At 51.7% G+C, this 25,061-nt stretch carries 24 protein-coding genes and 1 riboswitch; of the genes, 11 read left to right on the forward strand and 13 right to left on the reverse strand.

Features of this window, described 5'->3' with window-relative positions; translation table 11 throughout:
- Nucleotides 1-133: 133 nt before the first annotated feature.
- The 4 genes from HEQ50_RS06675 to scrK all read right to left on the reverse strand — a co-directional run bounded on the left by HEQ50_RS06675 (nt 134) and on the right by scrK (nt 3,254).
- Complete coding sequence (locus HEQ50_RS06675) at nt 134-526, reverse strand: VOC family protein (RefSeq protein ID WP_168899743.1); 393 nt, start codon at nt 524-526, stop codon at nt 134-136.
- Between the two features lie 29 nt (nt 527-555).
- Nucleotides 556-1,254, reverse strand: a complete 699-nt coding sequence (locus HEQ50_RS06680) for a fructose permease (RefSeq protein WP_211089248.1) — start codon at nt 1,252-1,254, stop codon at nt 556-558.
- A gap of 102 nt (nt 1,255-1,356) precedes the next feature.
- Nucleotides 1,357-2,358, reverse strand: a complete 1,002-nt coding sequence (locus HEQ50_RS06685; protein ID WP_168899745.1) for a zinc-dependent alcohol dehydrogenase family protein — start codon at nt 2,356-2,358, stop codon at nt 1,357-1,359.
- 20 nt (nt 2,359-2,378) lie between these two features.
- A complete protein-coding gene (gene scrK, locus HEQ50_RS06690) occupies nt 2,379-3,254 on the reverse strand; it encodes a fructokinase ScrK (RefSeq protein WP_168899746.1) in 876 nt (291 codons plus the stop codon).
- 326 nt (nt 3,255-3,580) lie between these two features.
- Nucleotides 3,581-3,678, forward strand: a riboswitch (guanidine-I (ykkC/yxkD leader).
- Between the two features lie 58 nt (nt 3,679-3,736).
- Between scrK and HEQ50_RS06695 the strand changes: the two genes are divergently transcribed.
- Nucleotides 3,737-4,063, forward strand: coding sequence for a multidrug efflux SMR transporter (locus HEQ50_RS06695; RefSeq protein WP_168899747.1), 327 nt, complete (start codon nt 3,737-3,739; stop codon nt 4,061-4,063).
- A 1-nt stretch (nt 4,064) separates the two neighbouring features.
- Complete coding sequence (locus HEQ50_RS06700; RefSeq protein WP_168899748.1) at nt 4,065-4,379, forward strand: multidrug efflux SMR transporter; 315 nt, start codon at nt 4,065-4,067, stop codon at nt 4,377-4,379.
- Here the strand turns inward: HEQ50_RS06700 and HEQ50_RS06705 are convergent.
- The 6 genes from HEQ50_RS06705 to HEQ50_RS06730 all read right to left on the reverse strand — a co-directional run bounded on the left by HEQ50_RS06705 (nt 4,362) and on the right by HEQ50_RS06730 (nt 12,361).
- Nucleotides 4,362-4,862: a GNAT family N-acetyltransferase gene (locus HEQ50_RS06705; protein WP_211089242.1), complete on the reverse strand. Its 501-nt coding sequence runs from the start codon at nt 4,860-4,862 to the stop codon at nt 4,362-4,364. The two genes, HEQ50_RS06700 and HEQ50_RS06705, sit on opposite strands and share 18 nt — an antisense overlap.
- 131 nt (nt 4,863-4,993) lie before the next feature.
- On the reverse strand, nt 4,994-7,198 hold the full coding sequence (locus tag HEQ50_RS06710; RefSeq protein WP_168899749.1) for a glycoside hydrolase family 65 protein: 2,205 nt from the start codon (nt 7,196-7,198) through the stop codon (nt 4,994-4,996).
- A gap of 28 nt (nt 7,199-7,226) precedes the next feature.
- On the reverse strand, nt 7,227-8,279 hold the full coding sequence (locus HEQ50_RS06715) for an alpha/beta hydrolase fold domain-containing protein (protein ID WP_168899750.1): 1,053 nt from the start codon (nt 8,277-8,279) through the stop codon (nt 7,227-7,229).
- Nucleotides 8,280-8,301: 22 nt separating this feature from the next.
- Complete coding sequence (locus HEQ50_RS06720; protein ID WP_168899751.1) at nt 8,302-9,156, reverse strand: alpha/beta hydrolase; 855 nt, start codon at nt 9,154-9,156, stop codon at nt 8,302-8,304.
- Nucleotides 9,143-10,519, reverse strand: a complete 1,377-nt coding sequence (locus HEQ50_RS06725; RefSeq protein WP_168899752.1) for an MFS transporter — start codon at nt 10,517-10,519, stop codon at nt 9,143-9,145. The genes HEQ50_RS06720 and HEQ50_RS06725 overlap by 14 nt, the downstream gene beginning before the upstream one ends.
- A gap of 843 nt (nt 10,520-11,362) precedes the next feature.
- On the reverse strand, nt 11,363-12,361 hold the full coding sequence (locus HEQ50_RS06730) for a LacI family DNA-binding transcriptional regulator (protein ID WP_168899753.1): 999 nt from the start codon (nt 12,359-12,361) through the stop codon (nt 11,363-11,365).
- Nucleotides 12,362-12,664: 303 nt separating this feature from the next.
- On the opposite strand from HEQ50_RS06730, the gene HEQ50_RS06735 reads away from it, so the two are divergent.
- The gene (locus HEQ50_RS06735) at nt 12,665-14,335 is read left to right on the forward strand and encodes an alpha-glucosidase (protein WP_168899754.1); all 1,671 of its coding nucleotides are present in this window, start codon (nt 12,665-12,667) and stop codon (nt 14,333-14,335) included.
- Nucleotides 14,336-14,992: 657 nt separating this feature from the next.
- Here the strand turns inward: HEQ50_RS06735 and HEQ50_RS06740 are convergent.
- Both HEQ50_RS06740 and HEQ50_RS06745 read right to left on the reverse strand, forming a co-directional pair.
- Entirely contained in the window at nt 14,993-15,454 is a 462-nt protein-coding gene (locus tag HEQ50_RS06740) for an NUDIX hydrolase (RefSeq protein ID WP_168899755.1), read from the reverse strand.
- A gap of 106 nt (nt 15,455-15,560) precedes the next feature.
- Nucleotides 15,561-16,097: a phenolic acid decarboxylase gene (locus HEQ50_RS06745; protein WP_168899756.1), complete on the reverse strand. Its 537-nt coding sequence runs from the start codon at nt 16,095-16,097 to the stop codon at nt 15,561-15,563.
- A gap of 174 nt (nt 16,098-16,271) precedes the next feature.
- Here HEQ50_RS06745 and HEQ50_RS06750 point away from each other — a divergent pair, with 174 nt between their 5' ends.
- The 6 genes from HEQ50_RS06750 to HEQ50_RS06775 all read left to right on the forward strand — a co-directional run bounded on the left by HEQ50_RS06750 (nt 16,272) and on the right by HEQ50_RS06775 (nt 21,712).
- Complete coding sequence (locus HEQ50_RS06750; protein WP_168899779.1) at nt 16,272-16,808, forward strand: PadR family transcriptional regulator; 537 nt, start codon at nt 16,272-16,274, stop codon at nt 16,806-16,808.
- Between the two features lie 415 nt (nt 16,809-17,223).
- Nucleotides 17,224-18,282: a zinc-ribbon domain-containing protein gene (locus tag HEQ50_RS06755; RefSeq protein WP_168899757.1), complete on the forward strand. Its 1,059-nt coding sequence runs from the start codon at nt 17,224-17,226 to the stop codon at nt 18,280-18,282.
- A 20-nt stretch (nt 18,283-18,302) separates the two neighbouring features.
- Nucleotides 18,303-18,737 (forward strand): zinc ribbon domain-containing protein, encoded by a 435-nt coding sequence (locus HEQ50_RS06760; RefSeq protein WP_168899758.1) that lies wholly within the window; start codon nt 18,303-18,305, stop codon nt 18,735-18,737.
- A 24-nt stretch (nt 18,738-18,761) separates the two neighbouring features.
- Nucleotides 18,762-20,243: a zinc ribbon domain-containing protein gene (locus HEQ50_RS06765; RefSeq protein ID WP_168899759.1), complete on the forward strand. Its 1,482-nt coding sequence runs from the start codon at nt 18,762-18,764 to the stop codon at nt 20,241-20,243.
- Nucleotides 20,244-20,254: 11 nt separating this feature from the next.
- Nucleotides 20,255-21,127 (forward strand): zinc ribbon domain-containing protein, encoded by an 873-nt coding sequence (locus tag HEQ50_RS06770; protein ID WP_168899760.1) that lies wholly within the window; start codon nt 20,255-20,257, stop codon nt 21,125-21,127.
- Between the two features lie 57 nt (nt 21,128-21,184).
- The gene (locus HEQ50_RS06775; RefSeq protein WP_168899761.1) at nt 21,185-21,712 is read left to right on the forward strand and encodes a GNAT family N-acetyltransferase; all 528 of its coding nucleotides are present in this window, start codon (nt 21,185-21,187) and stop codon (nt 21,710-21,712) included.
- Nucleotides 21,713-22,403: 691 nt separating this feature from the next.
- Here HEQ50_RS06775 and HEQ50_RS06780 read toward each other — a convergent pair.
- A complete protein-coding gene (locus HEQ50_RS06780) occupies nt 22,404-23,405 on the reverse strand; it encodes an NAD(P)-dependent oxidoreductase (protein WP_168899762.1) in 1,002 nt (333 codons plus the stop codon).
- A 257-nt stretch (nt 23,406-23,662) separates the two neighbouring features.
- Between HEQ50_RS06780 and HEQ50_RS06785 the strand changes: the two genes are divergently transcribed.
- Both HEQ50_RS06785 and HEQ50_RS06790 read left to right on the forward strand, forming a co-directional pair.
- A complete protein-coding gene (locus tag HEQ50_RS06785; protein WP_168899763.1) occupies nt 23,663-24,190 on the forward strand; it encodes a GNAT family N-acetyltransferase in 528 nt (175 codons plus the stop codon).
- A gap of 159 nt (nt 24,191-24,349) precedes the next feature.
- A complete protein-coding gene (locus HEQ50_RS06790) occupies nt 24,350-25,009 on the forward strand; it encodes an EAL domain-containing protein (protein ID WP_168899764.1) in 660 nt (219 codons plus the stop codon).
- The last annotated feature ends 52 nt before the right edge of the window (nt 25,010-25,061 follow it).

Below are 25,061 nucleotides of genomic sequence, written 5' to 3' on the forward strand. Positions count from 1 at the left end.
CCGTTGTAAGTCAAAACGCTGGCCCCCTTTGACCCACTTTTCAAAAATTATTATAGATACACAAAGAGCCCGGGATTTTCTTCCCAGGCTCTGCTTCCCCTCAAATCAGTCTCTCAATCTCTTTAGCCGAACTTTAGGCCAAGATTTGGCAAAATTCAATCGTTTCGTGGTTAGGTCCCAGAATGTTGAAGAACCGAATACCCTTGGCCCAGAACGTGGGGATGGATTGAATTTCATCGTTGACCAGGTTCAGGCCCTGTTGCTTGGCCGCTGCGAAGGCGCGATCAATATCCGTAGTGTTTAACGAAATATGATTGATGGCCCCGGCTTCCGGATTGGTTGGATCGCCTTCCCAGGTTTCAATCGTCAGGTTGCCTAACCGCATGAAGGCACAGCGGTTGTCCCCGTTGGGAAAGAGTCCCGCCTGTTCAAAGCCAATCGATTTGTAAAATGCAATGGTCTTATCCAAGTCGCTGGATGGAATTCCGACGTGTTGAATACCCGTAACAAAATCCTGAATTGCCATAATTTAGCTTACTCCTTTACTGGTTCGTCTTATTTACCGACATCGACTGCTTGGTGCTTTAGTTTTGGAAAAATCGTCTTATCCGCAATTCCCGTGATGCCACCTTGCGCCAGGAAGGCGAAAATGGTACCCAGGCCGAAGTTCACAAATGACCGAGTAATCACCAAGGCGACGATCGCCATGATGGTTGGCGGAATATATGAGGCCCACATGGCTTTGGCCGCGTTCCCCTTAAAGTAGCGGAATCGCAGAATCTGCATCAAGTCATCGGCCGGATGCAAGACCAAATTGACCCGTTGATAAATCGAGATGGCGGTGGCGATAAAGGCCACTCCTAAGAAGTTCAGCGCCACGTAGAGGATGACCATCCCCGTGCTGTGTGCCTCTGGGAGTCCCGCAAATAACGCCGGGTATTTCCCGTCAAAAAAGTCTTCAAAGACCTGAATCAGCGCGGAGAACGGCACCATGAAGACCATGTTCCCGGCAATCCGCTTCCAGTCCCAATGATGGATGAGAATGGCGTTTAGAACCGCTGTCAAGAAACCCATGATGAGAAACGCCCAGAAGAGGTTCCAGTGAAAGGCGGTCCCCAAGTTGGCTTCGGCCGCTGACCAATAGGCCGCCCCCAAGAAGGACGGGTGAATCTTCGCACTGGTTACCAGCGTCAACACATTGCCGGCGGAATTAATCACCAATGATAAGGCGAAGTAGGCAATCGACTTAGACATCGAAATGGTTCGACCACTTTCAAGCTCCACGGACGCCGCCCCCTCGTTAACAGTTTCTGCTTCAACTTTCACAATAATCCCTTACCTTTACTTAGCTTCTACTTAGTCACTAACTTTAACGACGGCCTTGCTGACGCCTTCAACTTTGCCGTTCAAGACATCTTCGACCTGTTCCAGACTGACTTCATGGCTGATCAGGGATTCAACATCCAGTTGACCGCTTGCCAGCAATGCAATGGCATCTTCGAAGGCGTATGGGTTGATGAAGGCCCCTTGAATCTTCAATTGCTTTTGGTAAACTTCGTACGTGTTCATGGAGAACGTCTGATCCGGCTTGCCGACCCCAAACATCAGGACCTGAGCACCCTTCTTCGTGGCTTCAACGGCTTGTTCCTGCGTTTGTGGCAACCCAACAGCTTCGATGACGACATCGTAGTCGGCAGGAATACTCTCACGCTTGGTGTTGTAGGTGTTGGTAACACCAAACTTTTCTTTGTTAAACGCCAATTTCTTATCATTCAATCCGGCAAAATCCACTTGGTGAACGCCGTAAGCTTGTAACAGTTGAACAAAGAGTTGCCCCATGAAACCATCCCCGATGACCAAAGCCTTCTGGTAAGGCGTCAAGTCCAATAATTTCACCCCGTGGACGGCGCAAGAGATCGGTTCGGTCGTGGCAGCGGCCTTCAGAGAAACACTGTCAGGTAGTGGGTAAACCACCGAGGCTGGCGCGGTGAAGGCGTGTTCCAAGCCACCATCGCGGGTCACCCCAACGGCAGACAAGTTGTCACAGAGTTCTGGACGGTCGGTCCGGCAGTATTCGCATTCGCCACAGTAGATATTGGGGTCAACGGTCACGCGGTCGCCAACCTTGACGTTGGTGACGTCGCTACCGATCGCGGCAACGATCCCAGAGTTTTCATGTCCTAAAACAATGGGTGGCACGGCATCGGCGGAACCTGGTAGGCCGGCATAAAGGGCCCGGTCAGTCCCACAGATCCCAGCGTAGGCCGTGTTGACCAACACTTCGTTGGGCTTGACCTCTGGGGTTGGTAAATCTTGAATCTCCATCTTCTTGGTTCCTGTTAAAACTAAAGCTTTCATCAGATAAATTTCTCCTTCTCTTACTTGTTGTATTCTTTCAGCGCTAAGGCAAAGTCACCTAGCGTCGCTGAACCATTCTCTTTGACGGACGGCATGACGATGTAATCCTTGACGTCACCCACGTCCACGTAACCATTTAATAACTTGGTAAATTCGGCGCGAACCTTAACGAGAAAGGCCTCGCTGACCACACCACCGCCGAAGATAATCTTGTCGGGCCGCAACATCAACGTTTCTTGCAGGGCCGCCTGGGCCACGTAATAGGCCATGATGTCCCAGACGTGGTCGGTCATCGGCACCTCATGCCCGTGCTTGCCGAGCCGTGCTTCAAACGTTGGCCCACTGACCAAGCCTTCCAGGCAATCGCCATGGAAGGGGCAGATGCCCTTGAAGTCCAGGTCATCGGGGTGACGTTTCAACCGCACGTGTCCCATCTCGGGATGGCCCATCGTGCCGACAAACTTACCGTTGACGATGGCCCCGGCCCCCACGCCAGTCCCAATCGTGAAGTAGACTAGCGAATTAATCTTTTCATTGAACAACGTGGAGACCACGTATTCGCCGTAAGCCGACCCATTCACGTCCGTGGTCCAGGCCATCGGTACATCTAAGTCCTGTTTTAAGCGACCCAGAAAATCCGTGTTGGACCAATGGGGCTTTGGGGTATCCGTGACGTACCCGTACTTCGGCGCATTGCGGCGGAGTTCGATCGGCCCAAAGGATGAGATCCCAATCGCCTTTAAATCTGGATACTGTTTAAAGTAGGCAATACATTGACTTAACGTTTCTTCCGGGGTGGTGGTCGGAATGATCACCCGGTTATCTGTGCGGTAGTCTTCGTTACCGATTGCACAAACAAACTTGGTACCCCCCGCTTCAATACTTCCGAGTTGCATAGTTGTTCCCTCCATGACTCATCGTGGGGCCGTGACCCACGACGTTTAAGTGTTGCGTGATGAATGACCCGTACAGTCATTTTTAAATCGGTTTCAGTATAGCATCGCGGGTGGCGAATTTAAGGCCTGATTTGGCCCGCTAATTTTCAGAAAAGGCGGTGAAATCACGATATATCTGAAATGCAATCGATTCCGTTTTTTCGTGAAAAGGGTCACTTATGGCGCAAAAATTGCCTTGTGTGAAACCTTTTACCTGTCGTTTTCACACTTGCCGGTTGCCACCTCACCCAATCCATGCTAAGCTAACGCTACCGAATCAAATCGCATATTCTGTTCTCTAGGGTTCCGCTGTTTAGACAGGCCTGGTCCGAGAGGGAACCTACGGGAGGTCCCGTAGACACGGAAGGGAAAAAGCCTGGGAGATGTTGTCGTCATGACAACATTTCTCAGGCTTTTTTCTGGAATTATAGGAGGAATCTCTGATGTTAAAACACTGGTTACGCGTCCTTTATGGCGCTTTCTTTGAAGTTGGGTGGGTCGTGGGCTTTAAACACGCCGCCACCTTCTGGGAATGGGGCTTGACGGCCCTCGCCGTTTATCTGAGCTTTTACTTTTTAATCAAGGCCGGCGAGGTGCTCCCCGCTGGCACGGCCTACGCCGTCTTCGTGGGACTGGGCACACTGGGCACCACCGTTGTGGGCATCTTAGCATTTGGTGAACCCGTCAGTCTAGCCAAGGTCGCCCTGATTGCCCTGTTACTCATTGGCATCGGCGGCTTACAGACCGTTACGACTAAGGAGGCGCATTAAGATGGCGTGGATTTTTCTCGTGATTGCCGGCCTGTGTGAAATGCTCGGCGTGACCTTCATGAACTGGGCCATCCACCGAAGAACCTGGCCCCTGTGGACCGCCATGGTGATCGGCTATGGGCTGAGTTTTGGCTTTCTTGATCTCGCGCTCCAGACGCTTCCCATGGGCACGGCCTACGCCGTCTGGACCGGGATCGGCGCTGCCGGCGGGGTCCTCACTGGGATGCTCTTCTTCGGCGAATCCAAGGACTGGCGCAAGCTACTCTGGGTCGGCGTCATTCTGGTCGCCGTGATGGGCCTAAAGCTCATCAGTTAACGGTAACACTAGGTTATACCAGGTCTCACCGGCATGTGCGGAGGCCGAGACGCCTTCGTTCACGTACCCGTTGCGTTCATAGAAAGGAATCAGCCGTTTGAGACAGGTTAGCGTGATGGCCTGTCGGTGCTGCTGCCGGGCAACCTGGGCCAGAGCCGTCAACAATTGGCTGGCGATCCCTGCGCCTTGGTGAGCGGGGCTGACGGCCAAACTGAGAACGGTTTGGTAGGCATCTTCCTTAGCATTAGGCGTGGACTGGGCGAAGAGCTCATCGGTCAGATAACGGTGGTTAAAGGCCGGTCCCACCACATAACCCACGACCGTTGCTCCCTGTCTGGCCACGAGAAACGTATCTGAAATCAAGCGGATCCGTTCGGCCATACTGGCTTCGGTTGCGGCTTCCGCCGGTGAGAAGCCGGCTTGCTCAATGGCCATGATCTGGTCGAGGTCTTGGGGTTGAGCGGGCGTGATCGTTAGTGGCAAATTTAAAACATCCTTTCAAACTTCAGTCTCTAACTATAAAAAGCGATGCGGCTCACCGGCGAGGGTGGCTGTATCGCTTTTCTATTTGTATATGCTATTGCGTGTATTTTCTTCAGCTAGCCTCAAACCCACTAGCTAACCTTCTCTAAAGAAATCAATTCACCGTTAACGCTCACCCCATACGTTGGAATCGGACCACTAATCACGGTCACATCCAAGTTATCCGCCGTCAAATCAATCTCCAAGACACTCTCGGCAATCTTCATGCGGTAGGTCAAACGGGTTAACTCTGCGGGCAGATGGTTGGCAAAATGAACAACCTCATCCTGTACGTAGAAGCCAGAGAACCCGGCTACCAGTGCCAACCAGCTACCGCCTAAGTTGGCTAAATGCAAGCCATCCGCCGTGTTCTTTTGCAAATCGACCAAGTCCATCCGCGCCGTATCCATGAAGTAGCGGTAAGCCTTTTCCGGATCATTCATCCGGGCTGCTAGAATGCTAAAGATTGACCGCGACAACGAAGAATCGTGAGTCGTGACGCCTTCATAGTAGTTATACTCCCGCTTCAACTGATCCAGCGGCATATCCTCTGGGAACAGGTAGTCCGCCAACAGCGTATCGGCCTGTTTGGCCACCTGATACCGGTAGATTGTCAGGGGATGGTAGTGGAGCAATAGTGGGAAGTTCCCCGGCGTTGACTTCTCCGCTGGCCAGCGTGGCTTATCCAGGAAACTGTCGTCCTGTTCGTTAATCCGCAGTTCCTTGCTGTATGGCAGGTAAACGTGATCGGCCAGATTCTGATAGACGTCCAGGTCCGCTTCGCTCAGGCCAAACTTCGCCAACAGCTGCGGCGAGCGTTTCATCATCTGATGGGCCAATTCAACGACCAATTCAAAGTTATGCTTGGCCAATCGGTTGGTGTAGTAATTATTATTGACTAGCGCCGTGTACTCATCGGGTCCCGTGACCGTATGGAATTCGAACCGACAATCATCGCCGACCTGACGCCATGAGCCAAAGTTCTCCCAGAAGCGGGCCGTTTCCAAGACCATCTCAAACCCACATTGAATGATAAAGTCCAAATCCCGCGTGATTTCAAAGTACTTGCCAACGGCATAGGCGATGTCGGCATCAATGTGATACTGCGCCGTACCTGCCGGGAAGTACGCCGAGGCCTCTTCACCGTTGATGGTCCGCCAAGCAAATAACGCCCCCTGGTCGACCCCTAACGCCCGAGCCCGGTCTCTAGCTTGCGGTAAAATCTGGTAGCGATACAGCAACAACTGCCGCGCCATCTGCTGATTCGTGTACGTGAAGTACGGCAACATGTACATTTCCGTATCCCAGAAGTAGTGGCCCTCGTACCCGGACCCGCTGAGCCCCTTGGCCGCAATATTCGTCCGGCCATCGCGACCTGCCGCTTGATTCAATTGGAAAATATTGTAGTGAATCGCCAGGTCGAGTTCATCGTTGCCACCAACACTGACCTCACTACGATCCCAAACGCCCTGCCAGAACTCACGGCTGTCCGTGGTTAAGGTCGCAAGCGAGCTGGCCAGAAACATCGCGGCGGGATCAATCGTATTGTGCTGGCCCACTTCACCCACGTAGGCTTCGTACGCCAACGTGTGGGGCTGTTGATCGCTCAGGTCGACGGGCTGCTGTAATAATTGGCCGCGCGTCTTGAGAATCCCCAGATACATCGTCACTGCCTGCTTGGTCATCCGGGTCTTCACGTGGTAGCGCTGAAGATCCTGGGTGATAAAGGCCGTTTCGCAGATCGGTAACCCCGCCATTCGCGTCTTTCGCGGATCGGCGGAATGAATGGCTTCGGCCTCGGCTGGCACGGCAATCGACTTGCTGACCAACACCTTGCCCGCATAGTTACCGGCAGAAAAGGTATAGCTGATGCCCCACATACTGTTTTGACTCTGCCCGATCACGGATTTCACGGCCATCGTAATGGTTTCACCCTGGTCCGTCTTAATCAGGTACTGTTCATTGAGTTCCCCCGTACCCAGATTCAGGTCGACCGCGGTGCGCTTACTGTGCACAAATTGATGGCCGTTGCCGGTCGACACGTGGATGTGCCGAAGATCGGGCAAATTTAGAATGGTCTGGTGTTGCTGGGCGTATCCAATCCCGGCCTCGCCATACGTAATGGGGGCGGTTTCATAAAACCCATTAATCAAGGTTCCCGTAATTGGATTGCCGCTAACGGGATCATTGGCCCGGACGCCGAAGTGTCCATTCCCCAATGAAAAGACCGTTTCCAAATACTCTGGTTGTTGGCCTGAAACATCGTCTAAAGTCAAATGATAGTCGCGTAAAGTCACAATAATCTCCCCCAATTGAGTTCAAACCTCAGATTAATTTTGCCGCCGAACGTAACGCATCCTGAACTGCCGGCACGTTACCCGTAAAGTTCAAGAAGGCGTGGCTAATGCCGCCGTAGCGGATATAATTGGCATCCCCGTTGGCTCGGCCAGCCTGGTCGATAAAGGCCTCTCCCTGTAGCCGGAACGGATCGTACTCGCCCACCAGTAACGTGGTCTTCCTAAATACCTGTGGATCAGCCAACAGCGGTGACAGCAGCGGTGCGGTCAAATCCACCCGCTGATCAGCCACATAGTAACCACTCATAATTTCATCTAACTGTTCAAATAACTGATAGCTTCTGTGTAAAGCATCGCGCTGTTCCGGAACAATGTCAATTTGATCATCGTCCCACAGCGGACCGCCTAAATCTGACCCCTGAATCACGGTTGGGTAGAAGAGCAGGTGTGAGTCGATCGTACAGATGCCCATCGCCTGACAGAGTTGACTCACGCCTAGGGCAATCGACCCGCCGGCAGAATCGCCGCCCACCGAGATGTGGTGGTAGTCCTTGGTCATGGCGGCCACGACCGCTAAGCCATCCAGGATACCTGCCGGATAGGGTTGTTCGGGTGCCAGTGCATAATCCACGTTGTAGACCACGCAATTGGCTTGTTCCGCCACGTACTTTAAGGCTAGCAAGACATCTTCTGGTGTTCCGCCATAGTAGGCGCCGCCGTGGAAATAAATCAACGCTTTATCGGCGGTCAAATGGTCCATCCGCGCAATCCGAATGACCCGCACCCGGCGATTCATCGATACAATCTGTTGCATTTCTATCTTCATATCTGCTGTGGTTAAGTCCTTTTGTCCCGAAGTCTCGGTCCCCTGACGAAGGCTAAAGAGGTCGGTCGGTAACTGCGGGTCTTCCTCGATTTCCGCGACGGTTTCCCAGACCAACGGTTCATAGGTGTGGGCAGGATCGCGTTCCTTAATCCACTTCGTAACCCCATCCGTAACTGTCGTCTTCCCCATTTTTGCCAATCGTTTAAGCTCGTCCGCATACCCCAGGGACTGCTTGGTTGTCGTATCATTCAACATGTCAATTACCCCTCTCGTGGAATCACTGTTGCCGCCAAAAACGCTTTAAATCCCACAAATTATCTAGCCAGCGTATTTGTCGGTCAAACCATCCCGCCACGTCCGGTCGGATAAATCGCTCCCCAAAGGCTGGATTTGACGGTTCAAAGCTTACTGGAAATGCCGTCACGGCACGGGCTAAGCTTAACCCATGCGGGCCGTGCGGATAAATCACAACGTCCGTTGGAATCCGTTGTTGCTGCAAGGCCTTGGCATAACGCCGCGTATTCTCCGCGGCAATCAATTCATCATCTGCTGTCGTCCAAATAAAGGTTGGTGGATTCTGCGGTGTCACCAGTTTATCAGCTTCGTGTTCGCGCCAGTCTCCCGTAATGCTTCGCCGTACCGCTGATGTTGGCGGCCAGCCCAGTCGCAACCCGATGACTGGATATCCCAAGGTCAACGCGCTCACCGCGAGACACATCGCGGGAATCTTTAAGGTGTAGGCCAAGCGTGGCCATAGATCCGCGTACAGTGCGGCCACGTGACCCCCGGCAGAGAACCCCACGAGTAGAATATGGTCGGCACTGATCTGGTAACGAAGCGCGTGCTGCCGAAATTCTTGAACGACGCCGGCGACCTGATAGAGTGCCGTGGGCAAAACCGGTGGCTGATCGCGTAGCTGGTAGGCGACGATGGCGACCGCAAACCCCTGTGCTAAATATTGAAGCGCCATGATTTCGCCTTCGCGATCCGAATAGAATTCATACCCGCCACCTGGTAGGAGAATCACCAACGGCCGCCGCTGGGATGGAAAGTCCGCAATGGCGGCCGGTTGATAGAACGTCACGGTCACCGGATAATCTGGTAGTCCGCAGGTAAACTTAGATACCTTCATCGTCTAATTTATCGGCCGATTCTTTCAACGCTTTGGCCGATGTGATTTCGTCTTCATCCAGCTGGTAGAAGACGTAGAGAATCCCGACAATCAATAAGGCTAAGATGATTGGCAACCAAACGAAGCTGGTACTAATCGCCATAAGCGCCTTTCCGCCTTGAATCTTGGCAGAGGCTTGGAAGCCACCCCAGGAAAGTAACCAACCAGAGATCAGGCCACCAAAGCCCATCCCCAACTTCGCACCAACCATCGGCACTGAAGAAAGAATCCCGGGTTCATCAATTCGTAATTCAGATCGCGAGTATTCCACCGTATCGGCAATCATGACGAAGGAAATGGAGAACGCCGCCCCCATGGCAACCAGGGCAACAATATTTCCGATAAAGAGCATCGGCACGTTCTTAACTGCCATAATAGCTTCACCAATACCAAACCCGATTAATGAAACCACCATGACGTTTCGGTGTTTCATAAATTTACTCAAGAACGGCACTGAAATGTTCCCGATCACGGCCACAATGACCAATCCGTTGAAGGCCCCAACCAAATCAGCCCGCCGGAACACGTAGGTCAGGTAATAAACGGCCGTTTGCATCCGAATCACCCAGAACGTTTGTAACAGGATAAAGCTAATACTCAAAGCCACCCAAGGCTTGTTCTTAACGGCGCCCTTCAAGGAATCCTTAATGGACAGATGTCCTTGAATGTCTGGTGCGTCCTCGTCATCAACAATGTCGTCTTTTTCACGCAGATTTGCAAATGAACTTAGGAACAAGGCGATAATGGCTAAACCAATGAAGAAGCCCCAAATCATCCAGCCTTTTTCGGCATTCTTACCACCTAACTTTGCAACCATCGGCAGTGAAACGGCCCCAATAACCGCGGTCCCGATGTTGGTCATGACCATCCGGGCACTGGCTAAGTTCGTCCGTTCATCTGGATCCTTAGTCAGACTGGGCAGGATCGCCGTGATAGGCGTGTTAGCCCCGGAATAAACTAAACTGAATAACGTGTAAACAATTGAAATCCAAGCTAACTGAAAAGCTTTGTTGCCCCCAAAGGATGGATTGAAGAACAGTAACATGGTCAGAATCCCCAGCGGAATCCCGAACCATAAGAAGTATGGCCGCGCCTTCCCGTATTTAGAATGCGTGTGGTCAATCAAGAAACCATAAACCACGCCATCAAAAGCATCAATGATCCGAACAACGAAGAACAACGTCCCCACAAACGCTGGTGAAATCCCAACAACCGTGGTGTAGTAGAACAATAGATAGAGCCCGACAATTTGCCAAATCAAGTTACCCGCCATGTCAGTCGCTCCATAGAAAACACGTTGTTTCCATAACTGCGCTTTACTCATGATGAACCCTCCCCCATTAAATTTAAACGCCTTACTCTGTAACCGCTTACATATATAGCATACCGGACTCTTGGCCGCTCGTTAATCCCCTTTCTTGGCTTCCAACTTACCTTTTCTAACCACCTTATCCACAAATTGGGATTTGTTGGGTAAAATTGACAAACCAACTGCGTTACTGCCCTCATCATAACCGATACTGATGGGAATCACTCATTAGGGGACTTTATTAGTTTTCCATGCTAACTCACTGACCGAGAAATTGTCAAAAATGCGTGACCTGATTGGAATTATCCGCTCAGGTCACGCATTCACTTTGATGATCAAAAATATTGAACGTTCGTAAATATTGACAACTCTCGCTGATCAGGTTTATCGCCATTAAATCAGTCACCACTGACCACCTGCGGCTGCCAGAGATTCCGGCGTTGTGGGGACCGCCTGCGGCCTGAAGAGCGGTCCTCCGGCTCGGTTTGAAGCCTGATAAAAATCATCAGTCTCCAAACACGTCCCGCGGTGTAAGCTGCTACTCAGCTTACACCACTATCACGACTGCCTCCATCTCTGGCTACCTCCGGCTACGGTGGTTAAAACCCACTAAATACGCGGACTCATCGCTGGAATGGTCGCATTCATCCACATAATGACTTACATCTCATGTAGCCGTGAGTGAGTCAAATTTGGTCTCAGCCGTGGGATTTTCCAAGCGATTTCTCTTGGAAAATGGCGACTTTGAGACACGTTTTTACGGCTCAAAGCAAGGGAAAAGACAGCACTTTGGCTTTTACTGTTCCCCACAGTGTTCCAGACCAGATTTGGCGAACGGTAACTGCTATAGACAAACGGTCATTCCGATACCAATCGGCGAATGCTAGCTCGCGGCACAACTTTAATGGGTGTGATTTTTTGTGGAATCGCGTTCCCAGCGCTTACCTGTTGGACGCCCGCCACGCCCATGTCGTAGAAGTTTTGCGATACGCTCGATAATGCCGGCCGCACCAGTTCGCAGATGTCCGTGCCGTCGATGGCGAGCAGCGAAAGGTCCGCTGGTACCTGTAGGCCCAGGCTTCTGGCTTGATTCAAAACGCCCACCGTTGCCAGGTCACTGGCCCCAATGATCGCCGTCACATCCGGCTGTGCGCCGTAAGCCTGCATGGCCGCCTGACCCGCAGTGTAACTGTAATTTCCGAATTGAATCCACTCGGGTTGCGGCGACACTCCCGCCTCTTGCAGCGCCCGTCGGTAGCCGGCCAGGCGCTGTCGTCCGGTATGAAAATCACGGTCAACGCCGGCGAATCCAATCCGCCGATGCCCGGCTGCCAACAACGTCCGCGTCGCCTGATAGCCCACCTGCCAGTCGTCCGAGGTGATATAGGGGACCCGAACATCGTCAAACGAAATCGACAAAAAGCAAAACGGAATCCGCGACCTTTGCAATAACGGTAGGTTTTCCGCCGCCAGATCCACCGATAATAGTAGAATCGACCGAACCGGCCGCTCAATCACCGTCGTCAACGCTCGCCGCTGTTGTTCGGGGTCGCCATCCCCGGCATATAAAATAATCACGTCTAGGTCACGCCGGTGTGCTTCCGCCTGAATACCTTCAATAATTGGACTGGCAAAGTTGGTCTTCGTTGAATTGACAATCGCCGCGATGACGTTGCTTTGCCGGGTGACCAATTCGGCCGCCGCCGTGTTCTTCTGATACCCTAATTTGGCCGCGGCCGCCTGCACCTTCTCGCCAGTCTGTTGGCTGAAGAATGCCGTCTTATTGGCCAGTACCCGCGAAACGGTTCCGGGTGAAACCCCCGCTAACTTTGCAATGTCCTTAATGGTTGCCGCCATCTGGCTGACCTCACTTTCACCAATTACCTGTTTACGTTCATTTTACCGTTAACCCTCTGAAATAACAAAATCAATTTTTGCACAATTTACACAAACGTTTGCTTTAGCGCTATAAAGGTATTGCGAACGTTTGTGTAAAGTGTTAAGATTCATTTTGAAAGCGGTTACTAAATCGATCGGTTGCCACTCAGCAAATCGTGCTGAAACTGTCCGCGTCACCGATGACTTTCCAATCGGTTACCGTAGTCCGCAACACCAACCGGTCGATTTTAAGGCCAACAATATCCTCAGGAGGTTATCTTTATGTCAACACAATGGTGGAAAAAAGCAGTCGTTTATCAGGTTTATCCTCGTAGTTTTCAAGATAGCAACAACGATGGCGTCGGGGATTTACCCGGCCTGACACAGCGGCTGCCTTACATTAAGAAGTTGGGCGCCGACGTGATCTGGCTCAACCCAATCTACAAGTCACCGGATAAAGATAACGGCTATGACATCAGCGATTACCGAAATATTCAACCCGTTTATGGAACCATGGCCGAATTCGATCACATGCTGAATAGCGCCCACCAACAGGGACTCAAGCTCTTGATGGACTTGGTCGTTAACCACACGTCCGATCAACACGACTGGTTCCAGCAAAGCCGTCAGTCTCGGGATAACCCGTATGCTGACTACTACATTTGGCGCGATCCCGTTGACGGCCACGAGCCCAACAACTGGGGTTCCTACTTTAGCGGCTCGGCCTGGACTTTCGAACCCAAGCGGCAACAGTACTACTTGCACCTCTTTGCGCCCGGTCAGCCCGATCTGAACTGGGAAAATCCGACCGTTCGTCAGGAGGTTTATGACCTCATGAAGTTCTGGCTGGATAAGGGCGTCGACGGCTTCCGAATGGACGTCATCAACCTGATCTCTAAGCCAGCTGGCCTGCCGGACGGTCCAAAAGCCCCGGGCGCCCTCTATGGGGACGTTGAACCGCTAGTGGCTGATGGGCCCAAGCTCAATGATTACCTCAAAGAAATGAATGAACAAGTACTCTCCCACTACGACGTGATGACCGTGGGTGAAATGCCAAGTTCCACGCCGGAAGATGCGCTGAACTACACCGGCTTCGATGCCCATGAGCTCAACATGGTCTTCCAGTTCCAACACGTCTCCTTGACGCCCAACCCAGACAAGCGTTTGGGTAAATGGAACGATGTGCCCGTCAACTTAACGGACCTCAAGGCCTCGCTCTCTCGCTGGCAAAAAGCCTTGGATGGCCGTGGTTGGAACAGTCTGTACTGGAACAATCATGACCAACCCCGAGTGGTTTCTCGCTTCGGTAACGACTCACCAGAATACCGCGAACTATCCGCCAAGATGCTGGCCACGACGCTACACATGATGCAAGGTACCCCGTACGTTTATGAAGGCGAGGAACTCGGCGAGACCAACGTCCACTACACCACGCTCGATCAATACGAGGACTTGGAAAGTCTCAACGCCTACCATCAACTCGTGGAACAAGAAAAGATTGTCTCCGGGCCAACCATGCTGAAGTACCTGTCCCATATTTCTCGGGACAATGCGCGGACACCCATGCAGTGGGACAGTTCCACTAACGCTGGGTTCTCGCAGGCCAAACCATGGTTCGCTTTGAATCCGAACTACACTACGATTAATGCCGAAGCCGAAATCGGTCAACCCGACTCCGTCTTCAGCTACTATCAACGGTTAATTGCCCTGCGCCACAACAGCGATCTCATCGTTCACGGCTCCTACGAGGAACTCGACCCGGACGACGATCAGGTCTTCGCTTACCGTCGCCACTATCAAGGGCAGACGCTATTAGTCATCAGTAACTTTACCGACCAGACCTTGACCCGTGATTACCAACAAGCCACGGCGACCGAACAGCTCATCGGTAACTACGCCGATGACCAAGGCACTACATTGCGGCCTTACGAAACGAAGGTTTACCGCTATTAAATCAATCACGACTGCCACCTACGTCAGCCAGAGATTCCGGCGCTGTGGGGACCGCCTGCGGCCTGAGAAACGGTCCTCCGGCTCGGTTTGAAGCCTGACCAAAATCGTCAGTCTCCAAACACGTCCCGCGCTGTAAGCTGCTGCTCAGCTAACATCGCTGTCACGGCTACCTACATCTCTGGCTGTCTCCGGTTATGGTGGTTGAAAATCGCTAAACTTGGCGTCGCGTCGTTGGACTGGCAATGCTTATCCCCAATAGTTGTCCACGTTTCAAGTAGCCGTGAGTGAGTCAAATTCGGTCTCAGCCGTGGGATTTTCCAAGTGATCTTTCTTGGGAAATGGCGACTTTGAGACGCGGGCTGACGGCTCAAAACGAGGGAAAAGACAGGGCTTGGGCTTTTCCCGTCCTACCCACCGCGTTCCAGACCAAATTTGGCGAACGGTAAGGCGGTCAACACGCGATTATAGTTGTTAGTCCTACCACGCCAGAACCGCTAGCCATGTGTTAACTTTCAAACCCCAGATATCGACTAAAATCCCCGTCACACCGCGAAAACAAACGCGTGTGGCGGGGATTTTTTCGGTTGAATTCATCATCTTTCAATGTAAACAACGATGCTGGCAAACCTAGTCTGAAGCGTTGTCCCTAGCCAGCCGTTAGTGTTGCTGGGCAAAATAAGCCTGACCAGCCGCCAACATATCTGCCGTTTGTTGATTCAACAGTGGTGGCAACTGATCAAAGGGGAAGTACTGCAGGTCCAGCGTCTCATCGGTGGCATCCTGAAGCGTATGCCCGCCGATGGGTTTAACCAAATAGAGGCGGGAAATCACTTGGGTTTTATCGCCATTGGGATACGTGGTAAAGCCTTGATCGAAGAGCCCCAGCGGCTTGACGATTTCAACATCTAAGCCGGCATCCTCTTTGTACTCGCGAACGCAGGCCTGATCGAAGGTTTCGCCATATTCCAGGTAACCCCCGGGCAGGCTCCAGTTGTGGGTATCCGTCCGCAGATTAAGCAAAACCTCCTGCTGATCATTGACCAGAATCGCACCCGCCGCGTTGAGAATGAGCGGCCGGTGTCCCACCAGACCACGGATCTCTTGAATATAATTTGCCATGAGCACAGGACCTACTTTCTTTAAAGTTTAAGTCTAGTATGCCACAAATTAACCGGTTGGCGGTAACAAAACTGGCCATCGACGGAGGGACAGCCATAACGGTGCTTTACTTGTTCACACGGTGGTAGGCGGCATCAAAGTACTTCCCCGCGCGAATATCATCCGGCAGACCGGCGTATGGTGCTTCGCTGATGACGTCTTCGTTATTTTGGCCCGCATCGCCCATGTAGGTAATCTTGGCGAATTCGGGCACCACGAGCTTCGGGTAAGTGGCGTACTTTTCCCGCGCCGCTTCCATCACGTCAATGTGTTCGTTTTGATAAGTTACCGTAATTTCGGGATGGTCCTGCACCCACTTGGGGAAGAAAATCGTGCCATTTAGTTTACCCTCATTGGGGACAAAGTCCAAGGCCACATCGGTTCCGGTTGGTTCGGTCCAAGCCACCTTGTAGATGCCAGGCACCAACATCACGATATTGGCTTCTTGGTCGGTCACCCAACGGCCAGCGACCATGCCGCCATGAATACGGTAATCAACGGTGTGGTCGTTCTTCGCGTACCATTCGTATTCCCAACCGTTATCGTAAGTGTAGATGAAGTGGGTGCCTAAGAAATCATCGAGAGTCCTAAATGTTTTTGTCATTGTCGTCATACTCCTTCTATTCTGCTGAGCAAACATGTAATTAATTACATGTTTTAATTAACGTGATTAGTCTACTCAGAATCGTGTGCCTTGTCAACAAATTTTGATTGAACTTTAGTGTGGAAACTGGTTCAATGAAGGTAGTAAATGACAAGCATAAAGGGGAAGATCACCATCGGACAGCGAAATCGACTGCAATATATTATCTTGGGATTACTGAATCAACAGCCGCAGACCGGTTACGATCTGGCCAAGGCCTTTGAAAATGAAATCGGTGAATTCTGGCAGGCCCAGCATAGTCAGATCTACCCCATGCTCAAGCGACTAGAGGCGGCCGGCGAGATTACGCACGAGGATACCGTTGCCGGCGAGAAGTTGGCTAAGAAACAATACACATTGACGCCAACGGGCCGGGAAAAACTGGTGGCCTGGGTCAGTCAGCCGTCACCGGAATTGACGCCGAATAAGGACGAATTTATTCTCAAATTGTACTTTATTAAGAAAGCGGACGACCCGCGGATTCAACCGATGTTGCGCGAACAATACCAGCTCCATCAAGCCCAGCTTCAACACCTCCAGCAACGCCGAGAAACTGTCTTTGCCGATCGGGCCACGATAGATCAGGCCTATGGTCACTACTTGATTCTGGACCACGCCATTGAGCGGGAGACCCACTACGTCGAGTGGTTAGCGCAGTATTTAAAAAAATAAGGTTGATGACCATTTTGTCATAACAGGCTCCCCCAAAATTCACTTCTGGGGAGCCTGTTTTTACATATGTCACCCTGATGCTTGAGTAACGACAACATCCGATTAATCACAAGCAAGCAATCGATTAATCCTATAACAAGGCATTATTCATTTCATGAGCCTTCTGTTATTCATGTCAATTAATTCATTATATTTTATTTCAGTGAACTTAATATTGGCGTATAATAAAAACATAACAAAAAATTAATATCACGACAGTATGTATGGGCACAACTAAAAACGCGTTGTAACCATTAGCATATACATAATTCACCCTAAACGTTTCGATCGACTTCAGCTCATTCGGGCCACGCGACCCGTGGTTGAAGTCTTTTAACGTGCGCATTCAGACTGCCTAGTGAGGAGTGAGAACGTCATGAAGACGTGTCCCAATTGTCACCATCCCGTTGCGACCGGGAGTACCTTTTGTGAAAATTGTGGCTTTGACCTACGGCAGGCCGTCCAACCCCACCGATTACATCGCAAGAGCCAACCCGCTAAGCCCGCTAAACAGACGAAATGGCTAAATCGCACGGTCTGGAGCATCTTGACCGTGGCCGTGGTGGCCGTCGCGGCGTTGGGGTATTCCTTTTACAACAAGCAAGCGGGTAAGGAACAACAAGTGGCCAATATGGCCGATATGATTGCGACCAATCAGAGCAACGATCTCGCCCAAGTGATGGTCAGCGATAATCCTAATCTAAAGATAACGGCAGATACCATCCAGCCACTGTTGACCTACGCGCGCCAACACAAGCGTTACACCAAGACCTTCCAGCAAGAACTGCTGAATAACGGCGAGACTCGCGATCAGACCTTTAAGTTAGAAACGGCTGGCCACACGCTGTTGATTTTCCCCATTTATAAATTACGCGTGCGCACCATGCATCCCGTCCTGACAACCAACGTGGCCAATGCCACCCTGGAGGCGAACGGTTCGCCACTCGTGACGGCTAAAAACAACCATTTCACGTACACGGCCGGACCGCTATTTCCTGGTCACTACACCTTCAAACTCTCCGGGAGTCGCTCGCAGGCCACCGCCCACGTCAACCTGATGAAAAATAATGACGTTCACAGGCCAATCAGCCTTCTCGCCACCGGTACGGACACGGGACATGACACCACGACCGCCGATGCCGCTACCACGAGCGATGATCAGCCCAACGCCAACGATGCGGCGGACCAAACGGGAAAGGCGGCCACCGACTTGTCGGACAGTGATCAAGAGGCCATCGACGCGGCCAGTGACGCCTACCATTTCGACGTGGATGACAACACCTACACCGTCACGGTTCCCGCAAACGACATGCTCGAGGTTAAAGCGTACGATAAATCTTCCGGTCAGCACGAAGGCACCTTCCGTTACGACCAGGTCCATGACATCGTGAGCGAATATAACCCCGATACCAATAAATTTGAAACCGACGATTAATCGAAAGGACGACCCATTCCATGAAACAAACTTACTATCGCATCTGCTCTCATTGCGGCAACCAAAACGCCGCGGACGCCAACTTTTGTCTGAAGTGCGGCACCACCCTTTCCAGCGCGGATGAATACGCCTTGATTCCGCATGCCGCCGATCAATCATTTCCCTTGTTCGACCTGGAACTGACACCCGATGAGGTCGCGCAGACGAAGAACTTCATCATTACCGCAGCCACCGACTTGCCCGCAGGCTATCGTAGCGCTGGCCTCATCTTCGCCGAAAGTGCCGTTGCGCCTCAAGCCGGGGCCAAGGCCGCTTGGGAGGATCTGATGCAGCATCTCTACGCCCTACTACTGGCGAAGCATTACGCCGGGGCAGCGCGTATCACCATTCAACCCCAGCCCACGAATCCTAGCCAGCTTTGCCTGTACGGTGAAGCCCTCATCCCAGCTAATTAATCCTAAACTTTGGAGGTAAAATTCATGCATCTCACACCATTTACCGCACCGGCCGATAACCAACCCGGCGGCGGTCAAAATCACTTCTGCCCCAACTGCGGGCATCCCATTTCACCGGACGACATCTTCTGTCAAAATTGTGGCTACAACTTGCAGGCGGAAACGACGACGGCCGGCCACGACACGACCAACTCTCAGGAGCAACCGACGCGACAAACCGCCACGCCGACTCGGCCCACGCGCCAACCCCGAAAACCGATGACGAAGGCCAAAAAGATTCAGTGGTGGAGCATCGGTGGCGTTGTCGTGCTTCTCGTCCTGTTCTTCGTTTGGGGCAATCAACACTACTCCCGGACGGCAACGTTAGACCGCGAGATTGCCAGCATCAAGTCCGGTAAGCAGCTGACGACGACCTTTACCAGTGGGAGTTCCGACTTGAAGTTGAGTAAAACGAAACTCCTCCCAGTAAACCGTTACTACAGCGAACACGCCAAGGCGCTCGCGGCACTCAAGAGCGAATTGCAGGCGAGCGGCTCCAGTAACGATGGCAACTTCACCTACAAGCAGACCGGGCACCACCTGCTGTTCTTCCCCAAGTATCAGATTAGCGTGAGCCCTGTCTACCCCACCATCACGACCAACCACACGGGTAACGTCGTCAAACTCGACAACCGGAAAATTGCGACGGCCACGAGTGACGATTACACGAAGAAACTCGGTGCCCTCGTGCCTGGCGAATACCATTTGCAATCCAGTGGCAAGATTGGTAGTCATCAGCTGACCAACAGCGGCGACTACCACATCACGAGCAACAAGACCTATGACTTGGAATTAACCACCGTTTCCGTCACATTTAACACCGTCCCCGCTTCCGCCATTTACCTGAACGGCAAGAAGATTGGGAATGCCGACGACAGCGGGATGTACAGCCTAAACAACGAACCGTGGTCGTCAGACATGTCGGCCTACGCCCAGTATTCGTCCAGCGCTGGTAAGGCCACGACGCCAGCCATTCACATCCAAAAGAGCGATGACCAAACCGACGTTGATCTGAATTATAGCGATATGATCAACGAAAGCGATGCCGATGACTTCTTCGACAACCTGTTCACGGCGGTTGAAAACCTCTCCGATCAGGGGGATATCGATGATGCTACCGATGACGACAGTGACGCGATGGCTGATTTCTTCGCCAACGGGAGTAACAACGCCGAATACGCGCAGTTAAAGCAGATAGCCGAGGGCTACTACAAGGATGACGATCTGAACTATATCGAAATGAGCACGGACATCAAGAGCGTCAAGCCCGGCCCTAATGGCACCAGTCTGGTGACCTACACCGTCAAATATGACTTCACGCTGGATGATTACGATCATATCCAAACCTACCAGTACACGGCCACTTTGAAACCAGCTAACGACGACAACGCCTCACAAAGCTACGAAATCAGCAAGATATCGGCCAGTCAAAAAATTAATGACTACCACGAAGATTCGGACGATTAAGGAGACTATTGATGGATAATACAACAAAATTCTGCCCCCACTGCGGGACGCCAATCAAAAACGATGCGAAGTTCTGCCCCAAATGTGGCTACGCTCTCGAGCAGGCGCCAACCCCCGATGAACAACCACAACCGACGCGGGAACAAGCCGATCAGTCCCAAGCTAACGAGAAGGGTGCGCCATCAGACCACTCTTTTGCTGAAGTCAAACGCTTCTCAGGAAACTTCTTCAGTTGGTGGCTGGCCACCATTCGGCATCCCAGCCAAGTTATTCCCGACGCCAATCATGCGTTTGGGGTGGCTGCACTAGCATTGGAAGACCTCTTAACCGTTTTAATGCTGGTCTCCCTGGGCAAACGGCTCATGTCGCTCTACAGCAGCGATGTCAGTCAGGCGGTTGCCAACATGATTAATATTAACGGTGTCCTCTTCAAAGCGGGATTGATTCTCTTCTTCCTCATTCTCCTGGGTGCCGCCATCTATGTCAGCCTAAGCTATGGTTTTCGCCGCTTAATCGACGACCAAGCGCCCCTGAACTTCTGGGAATTCACCAATCGGTTTGCCGGCATCACCAACTTGGTTTTAGTCTTCACCCTGATTACCTTTCTTCTCAGTCTCATCACGACCGGCGCCAACTTCTCCAGCTACAGCCTGATGATTCTCTTCATGATTCCGACCAGTGTCATCTTGAATCTGGGCTACATCTTCGTCATTATCAATGACGTCGACCACCCCCGTTTGGATAAATTCTATACCCTCCTATTGGCCGAAGCCGCTTTGGCAATTGCCTTTCTCATCTTCACGTACATTGCCGGCAGTATCGTTGGGGGATCCGTGATGAACTTTATTCAAAGTAACTACTCCAGCTTTATGAATTCTTTCTAGTCAGCCCGGACAAGTGGTATTCTAGATTCTAGAAATCTCTTTTGAGGAGGCATCACGATGAGTTTAATTTTCATCAAACGGGCCACGTTGCGGGACTTACCGACCATTATGGCCATCATTAATCACGCCAAGGCCCAGTTAAAGGCCGCGGGAAGTCCCCAATGGCAAGATGGCTATCCGGATGCCGCAGCCCTGAAACGCGACGTCGACGGCCAGCAGTGCTGGTTGCTGGTGGTGGATGGCCAGGTTGCTGGAACGGCCACGATGGTGATTGGCGATGATCCCAACTATCTGCATATCGAAGACGGTCAGTGGCAGAACAATCAGGATCCTTATGCCACCATTCACCGGATCGCGATTGGCGCCGGCTTCGGGGGCCAACACCTGAGTCACTACTTCTTCTCGAACCTCATCAGCCAGGCCTACCACGAGGGTGTGCGGAACTTCCGCATGGATACCCACGTCAAGAACCAGCAGATGCAGGCGATTGCCCGGAGTTTTGGCTATAAGCACCGCGGAACCATCTATGTCGATGAGCAAACGCGTGATACATCGCGGTTGGCCTTCGAATTGAACTTAGATTAAGCGAACCCAAAACCTACGGGCCATCCTTGACTGAATCAGGATGGCCCGTAGGTTTTGGGTTTATTTTGAAGGTCGAAAAGCAAAATATAGCTAGAATCCCTGGTGTGACAAGATTAGCAACTAATTATCATACGTTAGACGCGTCCTGGCCGCCTTACCGTTCGCCAAATTTGGTCTGGAACGCTGTGGGCAGGACCGGAAAAAGCCCAAGCCCTGTCTTTTTCCTCGCTTTGAGCCGAAAGATCGCGTCTCAAAGTCGCCAGTTTCCAAGCAAAACCACTTGAAAACTCCCACGGCTGAGACCAAATTTGACTCACTCACGGCTAGATGAAATGTGAGCAATTATTGTGGTCGAACGTTGCCAGCCCAGCGATGTGATGGCACATTTAGTGGTTTTCAACTTCTGTAACCGGAGGCAGCCAGAGATAGAGGTAGCCGTGACAGCGATGTTAGCTGAGTAGCAGCTTACATCGCGGGACGTGTTTGGAGACTGACGGGCTTTGTCAGGCTTCAAACCGAGCCGGAGGACCGCTTCCCAGGCCGCAGGCGGTCCCCACAGCACTGGAATCTCTGGCAGACGCAGGTGGTCGTTGATGACCAATAAAAAACGATAAGCCTTGTCAGATAGGTACTGTTCGTGTTCACGAATTTTCTTTATTAATTTCAAGGTTTAGAACACGTCAAACCAGCATTAAGCGTGAATTTCATTGGCCGTGTGACCGGTAGCGAAAAAGTCCTGAAAGTTCTCGAAGCTGATTCGGATCATATCTGCCAGCGCCGATTCCGTATAGGAACCCACGTGCGGCGTGATCAGGACGCGCGGATACGCCGCCACCAGCTGGCGGACTTCCGCATTGGGAATCTCCTCGGGACGTGCGAACGTTTGACCCAGAATCGCCGTTTCACCGCGAAACACATCAGTCCCGTAGCCACAGAGTTGACCGGTGTTCAAGGCTGCCAAAATAGCGTCCACGTTGGCCAGTTCCCCGCGAGCCGTGTTAATCAGGACCGCGTTGGCCTTCATTTGCGCAATGAAATCGGCGTTGATTAGGTCATCATTTTCACCCGGAATGTACGGCACGTGCAGCGAGACAATGTCGCTCTGGGCCAATAAATCCGGGAGGTCGACCAAATCAACTTGCGCCTGCGCCTTGGCAGACGGCCGATGATCGTAACCCAGCACGTGCGCGCCTAAGCCCTGATAAAGTTGGGCTTCCGCCAGTCCAATGCGGCCAACGCCCACGATTCCTACCGTTGCCGTATGGATCTCGCGACTGAAGAGCTGGTTGCCAATCGTAAAATCAGCCTGCCGGGTCTGATCGCTGGCCAGATTAACGTGCCGAAAGAGCGTCATGCCCAGGGTCAGGGCCAATTCGGCCACAGCATATGGTGAATAACCGGGGACGTGAGCCAGCGTAATCCCCAAGTCGGCGGCGGCCTGCCGATCGAGGTGATTGATTCCCACTGATCGCGTGAAGACGGCCTTAATCCCCCAATCCGCAAACTGTTGTAAATTCTGCCGGTCAACCACGCAGTTGCCGCGGACCAGGACGGCATCGGCTCCGGCAGCCGCCGTCACGTTCTCATGCGTCAATAACTCGCGAACAAATTTCAACGTAAACCCCGCCGCGTTTAGCTGGTTGAAGACCGGTTCCTCCAGTTCACGGACACCGTACGCCGTAATTTTTGCCATATCAGTACACTCCTTTTAGCCTGATCACCTTGGACGTTAACGCTTGTTTCTTGCGCGACGCTAATGCCCAAGATGAGAGCTGATTCGTTAGTTCAAACTTTACCAAAAAACTCACGTAAAGTCCCGTGGTTGCTGGTTTTTCGTCTAACTTAATGGGCCCGCAATTGCCGATTTGGCGGTATTAAAAAGAATCTCCAATCCAGCCTACTAAAGTGGTATTCTAGAACTTAAATTTAGACTTAATTGGAGGACAATTTATGAGTTTAGTTTATTTGCGCCACGCCACTAAAACCGATGTTCCGGCAATCATGACCATTATCGCGGAGGCCAAGGCCCTGTTAAAGGCCGATGGCAGTCCGCAGTGGCAGGATGGCTATCCCGATGAAGCCGCGATTCGTCGCGACATTATGGCCCAGCAGAGTTGGGTACTGATGGTCGATGGTCAAGTGGCGGGCACCGCGGCACAAGTTGTGGGTGACGACCCCAACTATCATGAAATTACGGGCGACGGCTGGCAAAACAATCAGGATCCCTATGCCACTATTCACCGCATTGCGCTGCGCAAGGAATTCGCTGGGCAACACCTCAGTCACTACTTCTTCTCCAACCTGATCAGTACCGCCTACCAAGCCGGTGTCCGGAACTTTCGAATTGACACGCATCGACTGAATCAACGCATGCAGGCCATCGCGCTCAGCCTCGGCTATCAATTCCGCGGCATCGTCCACGTGGCGGAACCTGGCGACAACGCCCGCCGTGCATATGAGTTGAATTTAGACGATTAAAGCGTTATCATAATCAGTTAGCGGACGACACCGAAAATTTGGAGTGTTAAATTGACACTGTCCTACATCATTATGACTATAAATGAGTTAAGTGATGCGGTATAATGAACAGTATTGTTTAACGCGCTCGCAAGTAAGGAAAGGGGATTTTCTTTTAAAATGTATCGATTCTTCGTCCAACCGCAAATCAATGCGGAAACGCAAAAGTTGGCTGGCTACGAACTGTTATTACGGTCATCTTGCCATGACTACTGGGTAACACCCACTGATTTTACTGCGCTGCCAATGGACCAGCAGGTATTATTATCCTATCAAGAGATCACGAACATTTTGAAGGATCACCGAGATAATCCCGAAATTTCATTGAATTTAAATCGTGAACAATTCACGGATCGCCGCACAATTGGCCATCTCATTCATTTAAAAAAAGCCGTGAAAAATCTGAACCTGATCGTCGAATTAACCGAAGCCCCATCCCTAGAGGAACTCCACCGCTACGTGGCCCTCTACCGGGCATTTGACATCAAGCTCAGTCTAGACGACGTGGGCACGGACAATCCGTGGTCCCAAGCCGTTCAAGATGTTCTGCCCTTCATGGATAGTATCAAGTTTGCCATGCAAAACTTCCGGTTTCAACATCGTCAATCCGAAATGATGCACAGCCTTAACTTTTGGCGTAAAATTGCTGACACTTACCAACTCGGCTTCACCCTCGAAGGGATCGAAGACAAGGGTGATGTTGCGTTGGCTCAGGAATACAAGGTTAAAATGACTCAGGGTTATTATTATAGTAAACCGGTACCGTACGCGGCGAGTTAAACCGTTTTAAATTAACTCCGCGTGCACAATGACGACATCTCAATTCCCGAAA

The sequence above is a fragment of the Lactobacillus sp. HBUAS51381 genome, from assembly GCF_012641095.1.
Taxonomy (GTDB): Bacteria; Bacillota; Bacilli; order Lactobacillales; family Lactobacillaceae; genus Levilactobacillus.

Coding starts and splice junctions, on each gene's coding strand:
- HEQ50_RS06685 (WP_168899745.1), bottom strand. CDS start 2,358: ATGAAAGCTTTAGTTTTAACAGGAACCAAGAAGATGGAGATTCAAGAT.
- HEQ50_RS06780 (WP_168899762.1), bottom strand. CDS start 23,405: ATGGCAAAAATTACGGCGTACGGTGTCCGTGAACTGGAGGAACCGGTC.
- HEQ50_RS06790 (WP_168899764.1), top strand. CDS start 24,350: ATGTATCGATTCTTCGTCCAACCGCAAATCAATGCGGAAACGCAAAAG.
- HEQ50_RS06740 (WP_168899755.1), bottom strand. CDS start 15,454: ATGGCAAATTATATTCAAGAGATCCGTGGTCTGGTGGGACACCGGCCG.
- HEQ50_RS06680 (WP_211089248.1), bottom strand. CDS start 1,254: ATGTCTAAGTCGATTGCCTACTTCGCCTTATCATTGGTGATTAATTCC.
- HEQ50_RS06725 (WP_168899752.1), bottom strand. CDS start 10,519: ATGAGTAAAGCGCAGTTATGGAAACAACGTGTTTTCTATGGAGCGACT.
- HEQ50_RS06775 (WP_168899761.1), top strand. CDS start 21,185: ATGAGTTTAATTTTCATCAAACGGGCCACGTTGCGGGACTTACCGACC.
- HEQ50_RS06770 (WP_168899760.1), top strand. CDS start 20,255: ATGGATAATACAACAAAATTCTGCCCCCACTGCGGGACGCCAATCAAA.
- HEQ50_RS06700 (WP_168899748.1), top strand. CDS start 4,065: ATGGCGTGGATTTTTCTCGTGATTGCCGGCCTGTGTGAAATGCTCGGC.
- HEQ50_RS06785 (WP_168899763.1), top strand. CDS start 23,663: ATGAGTTTAGTTTATTTGCGCCACGCCACTAAAACCGATGTTCCGGCA.
- HEQ50_RS06675 (WP_168899743.1), bottom strand. CDS start 526: ATGGCAATTCAGGATTTTGTTACGGGTATTCAACACGTCGGAATTCCA.
- HEQ50_RS06755 (WP_168899757.1), top strand. CDS start 17,224: ATGAAGACGTGTCCCAATTGTCACCATCCCGTTGCGACCGGGAGTACC.
- HEQ50_RS06745 (WP_168899756.1), bottom strand. CDS start 16,097: ATGACAAAAACATTTAGGACTCTCGATGATTTCTTAGGCACCCACTTC.
- HEQ50_RS06730 (WP_168899753.1), bottom strand. CDS start 12,361: ATGGCGGCAACCATTAAGGACATTGCAAAGTTAGCGGGGGTTTCACCC.
- HEQ50_RS06695 (WP_168899747.1), top strand. CDS start 3,737: ATGTTAAAACACTGGTTACGCGTCCTTTATGGCGCTTTCTTTGAAGTT.
- scrK (WP_168899746.1), bottom strand. CDS start 3,254: ATGCAACTCGGAAGTATTGAAGCGGGGGGTACCAAGTTTGTTTGTGCA.
- HEQ50_RS06715 (WP_168899750.1), bottom strand. CDS start 8,279: ATGTTGAATGATACGACAACCAAGCAGTCCCTGGGGTATGCGGACGAG.
- HEQ50_RS06760 (WP_168899758.1), top strand. CDS start 18,303: ATGAAACAAACTTACTATCGCATCTGCTCTCATTGCGGCAACCAAAAC.
- HEQ50_RS06735 (WP_168899754.1), top strand. CDS start 12,665: ATGTCAACACAATGGTGGAAAAAAGCAGTCGTTTATCAGGTTTATCCT.
- HEQ50_RS06765 (WP_168899759.1), top strand. CDS start 18,762: ATGCATCTCACACCATTTACCGCACCGGCCGATAACCAACCCGGCGGC.
- HEQ50_RS06720 (WP_168899751.1), bottom strand. CDS start 9,156: ATGAAGGTATCTAAGTTTACCTGCGGACTACCAGATTATCCGGTGACC.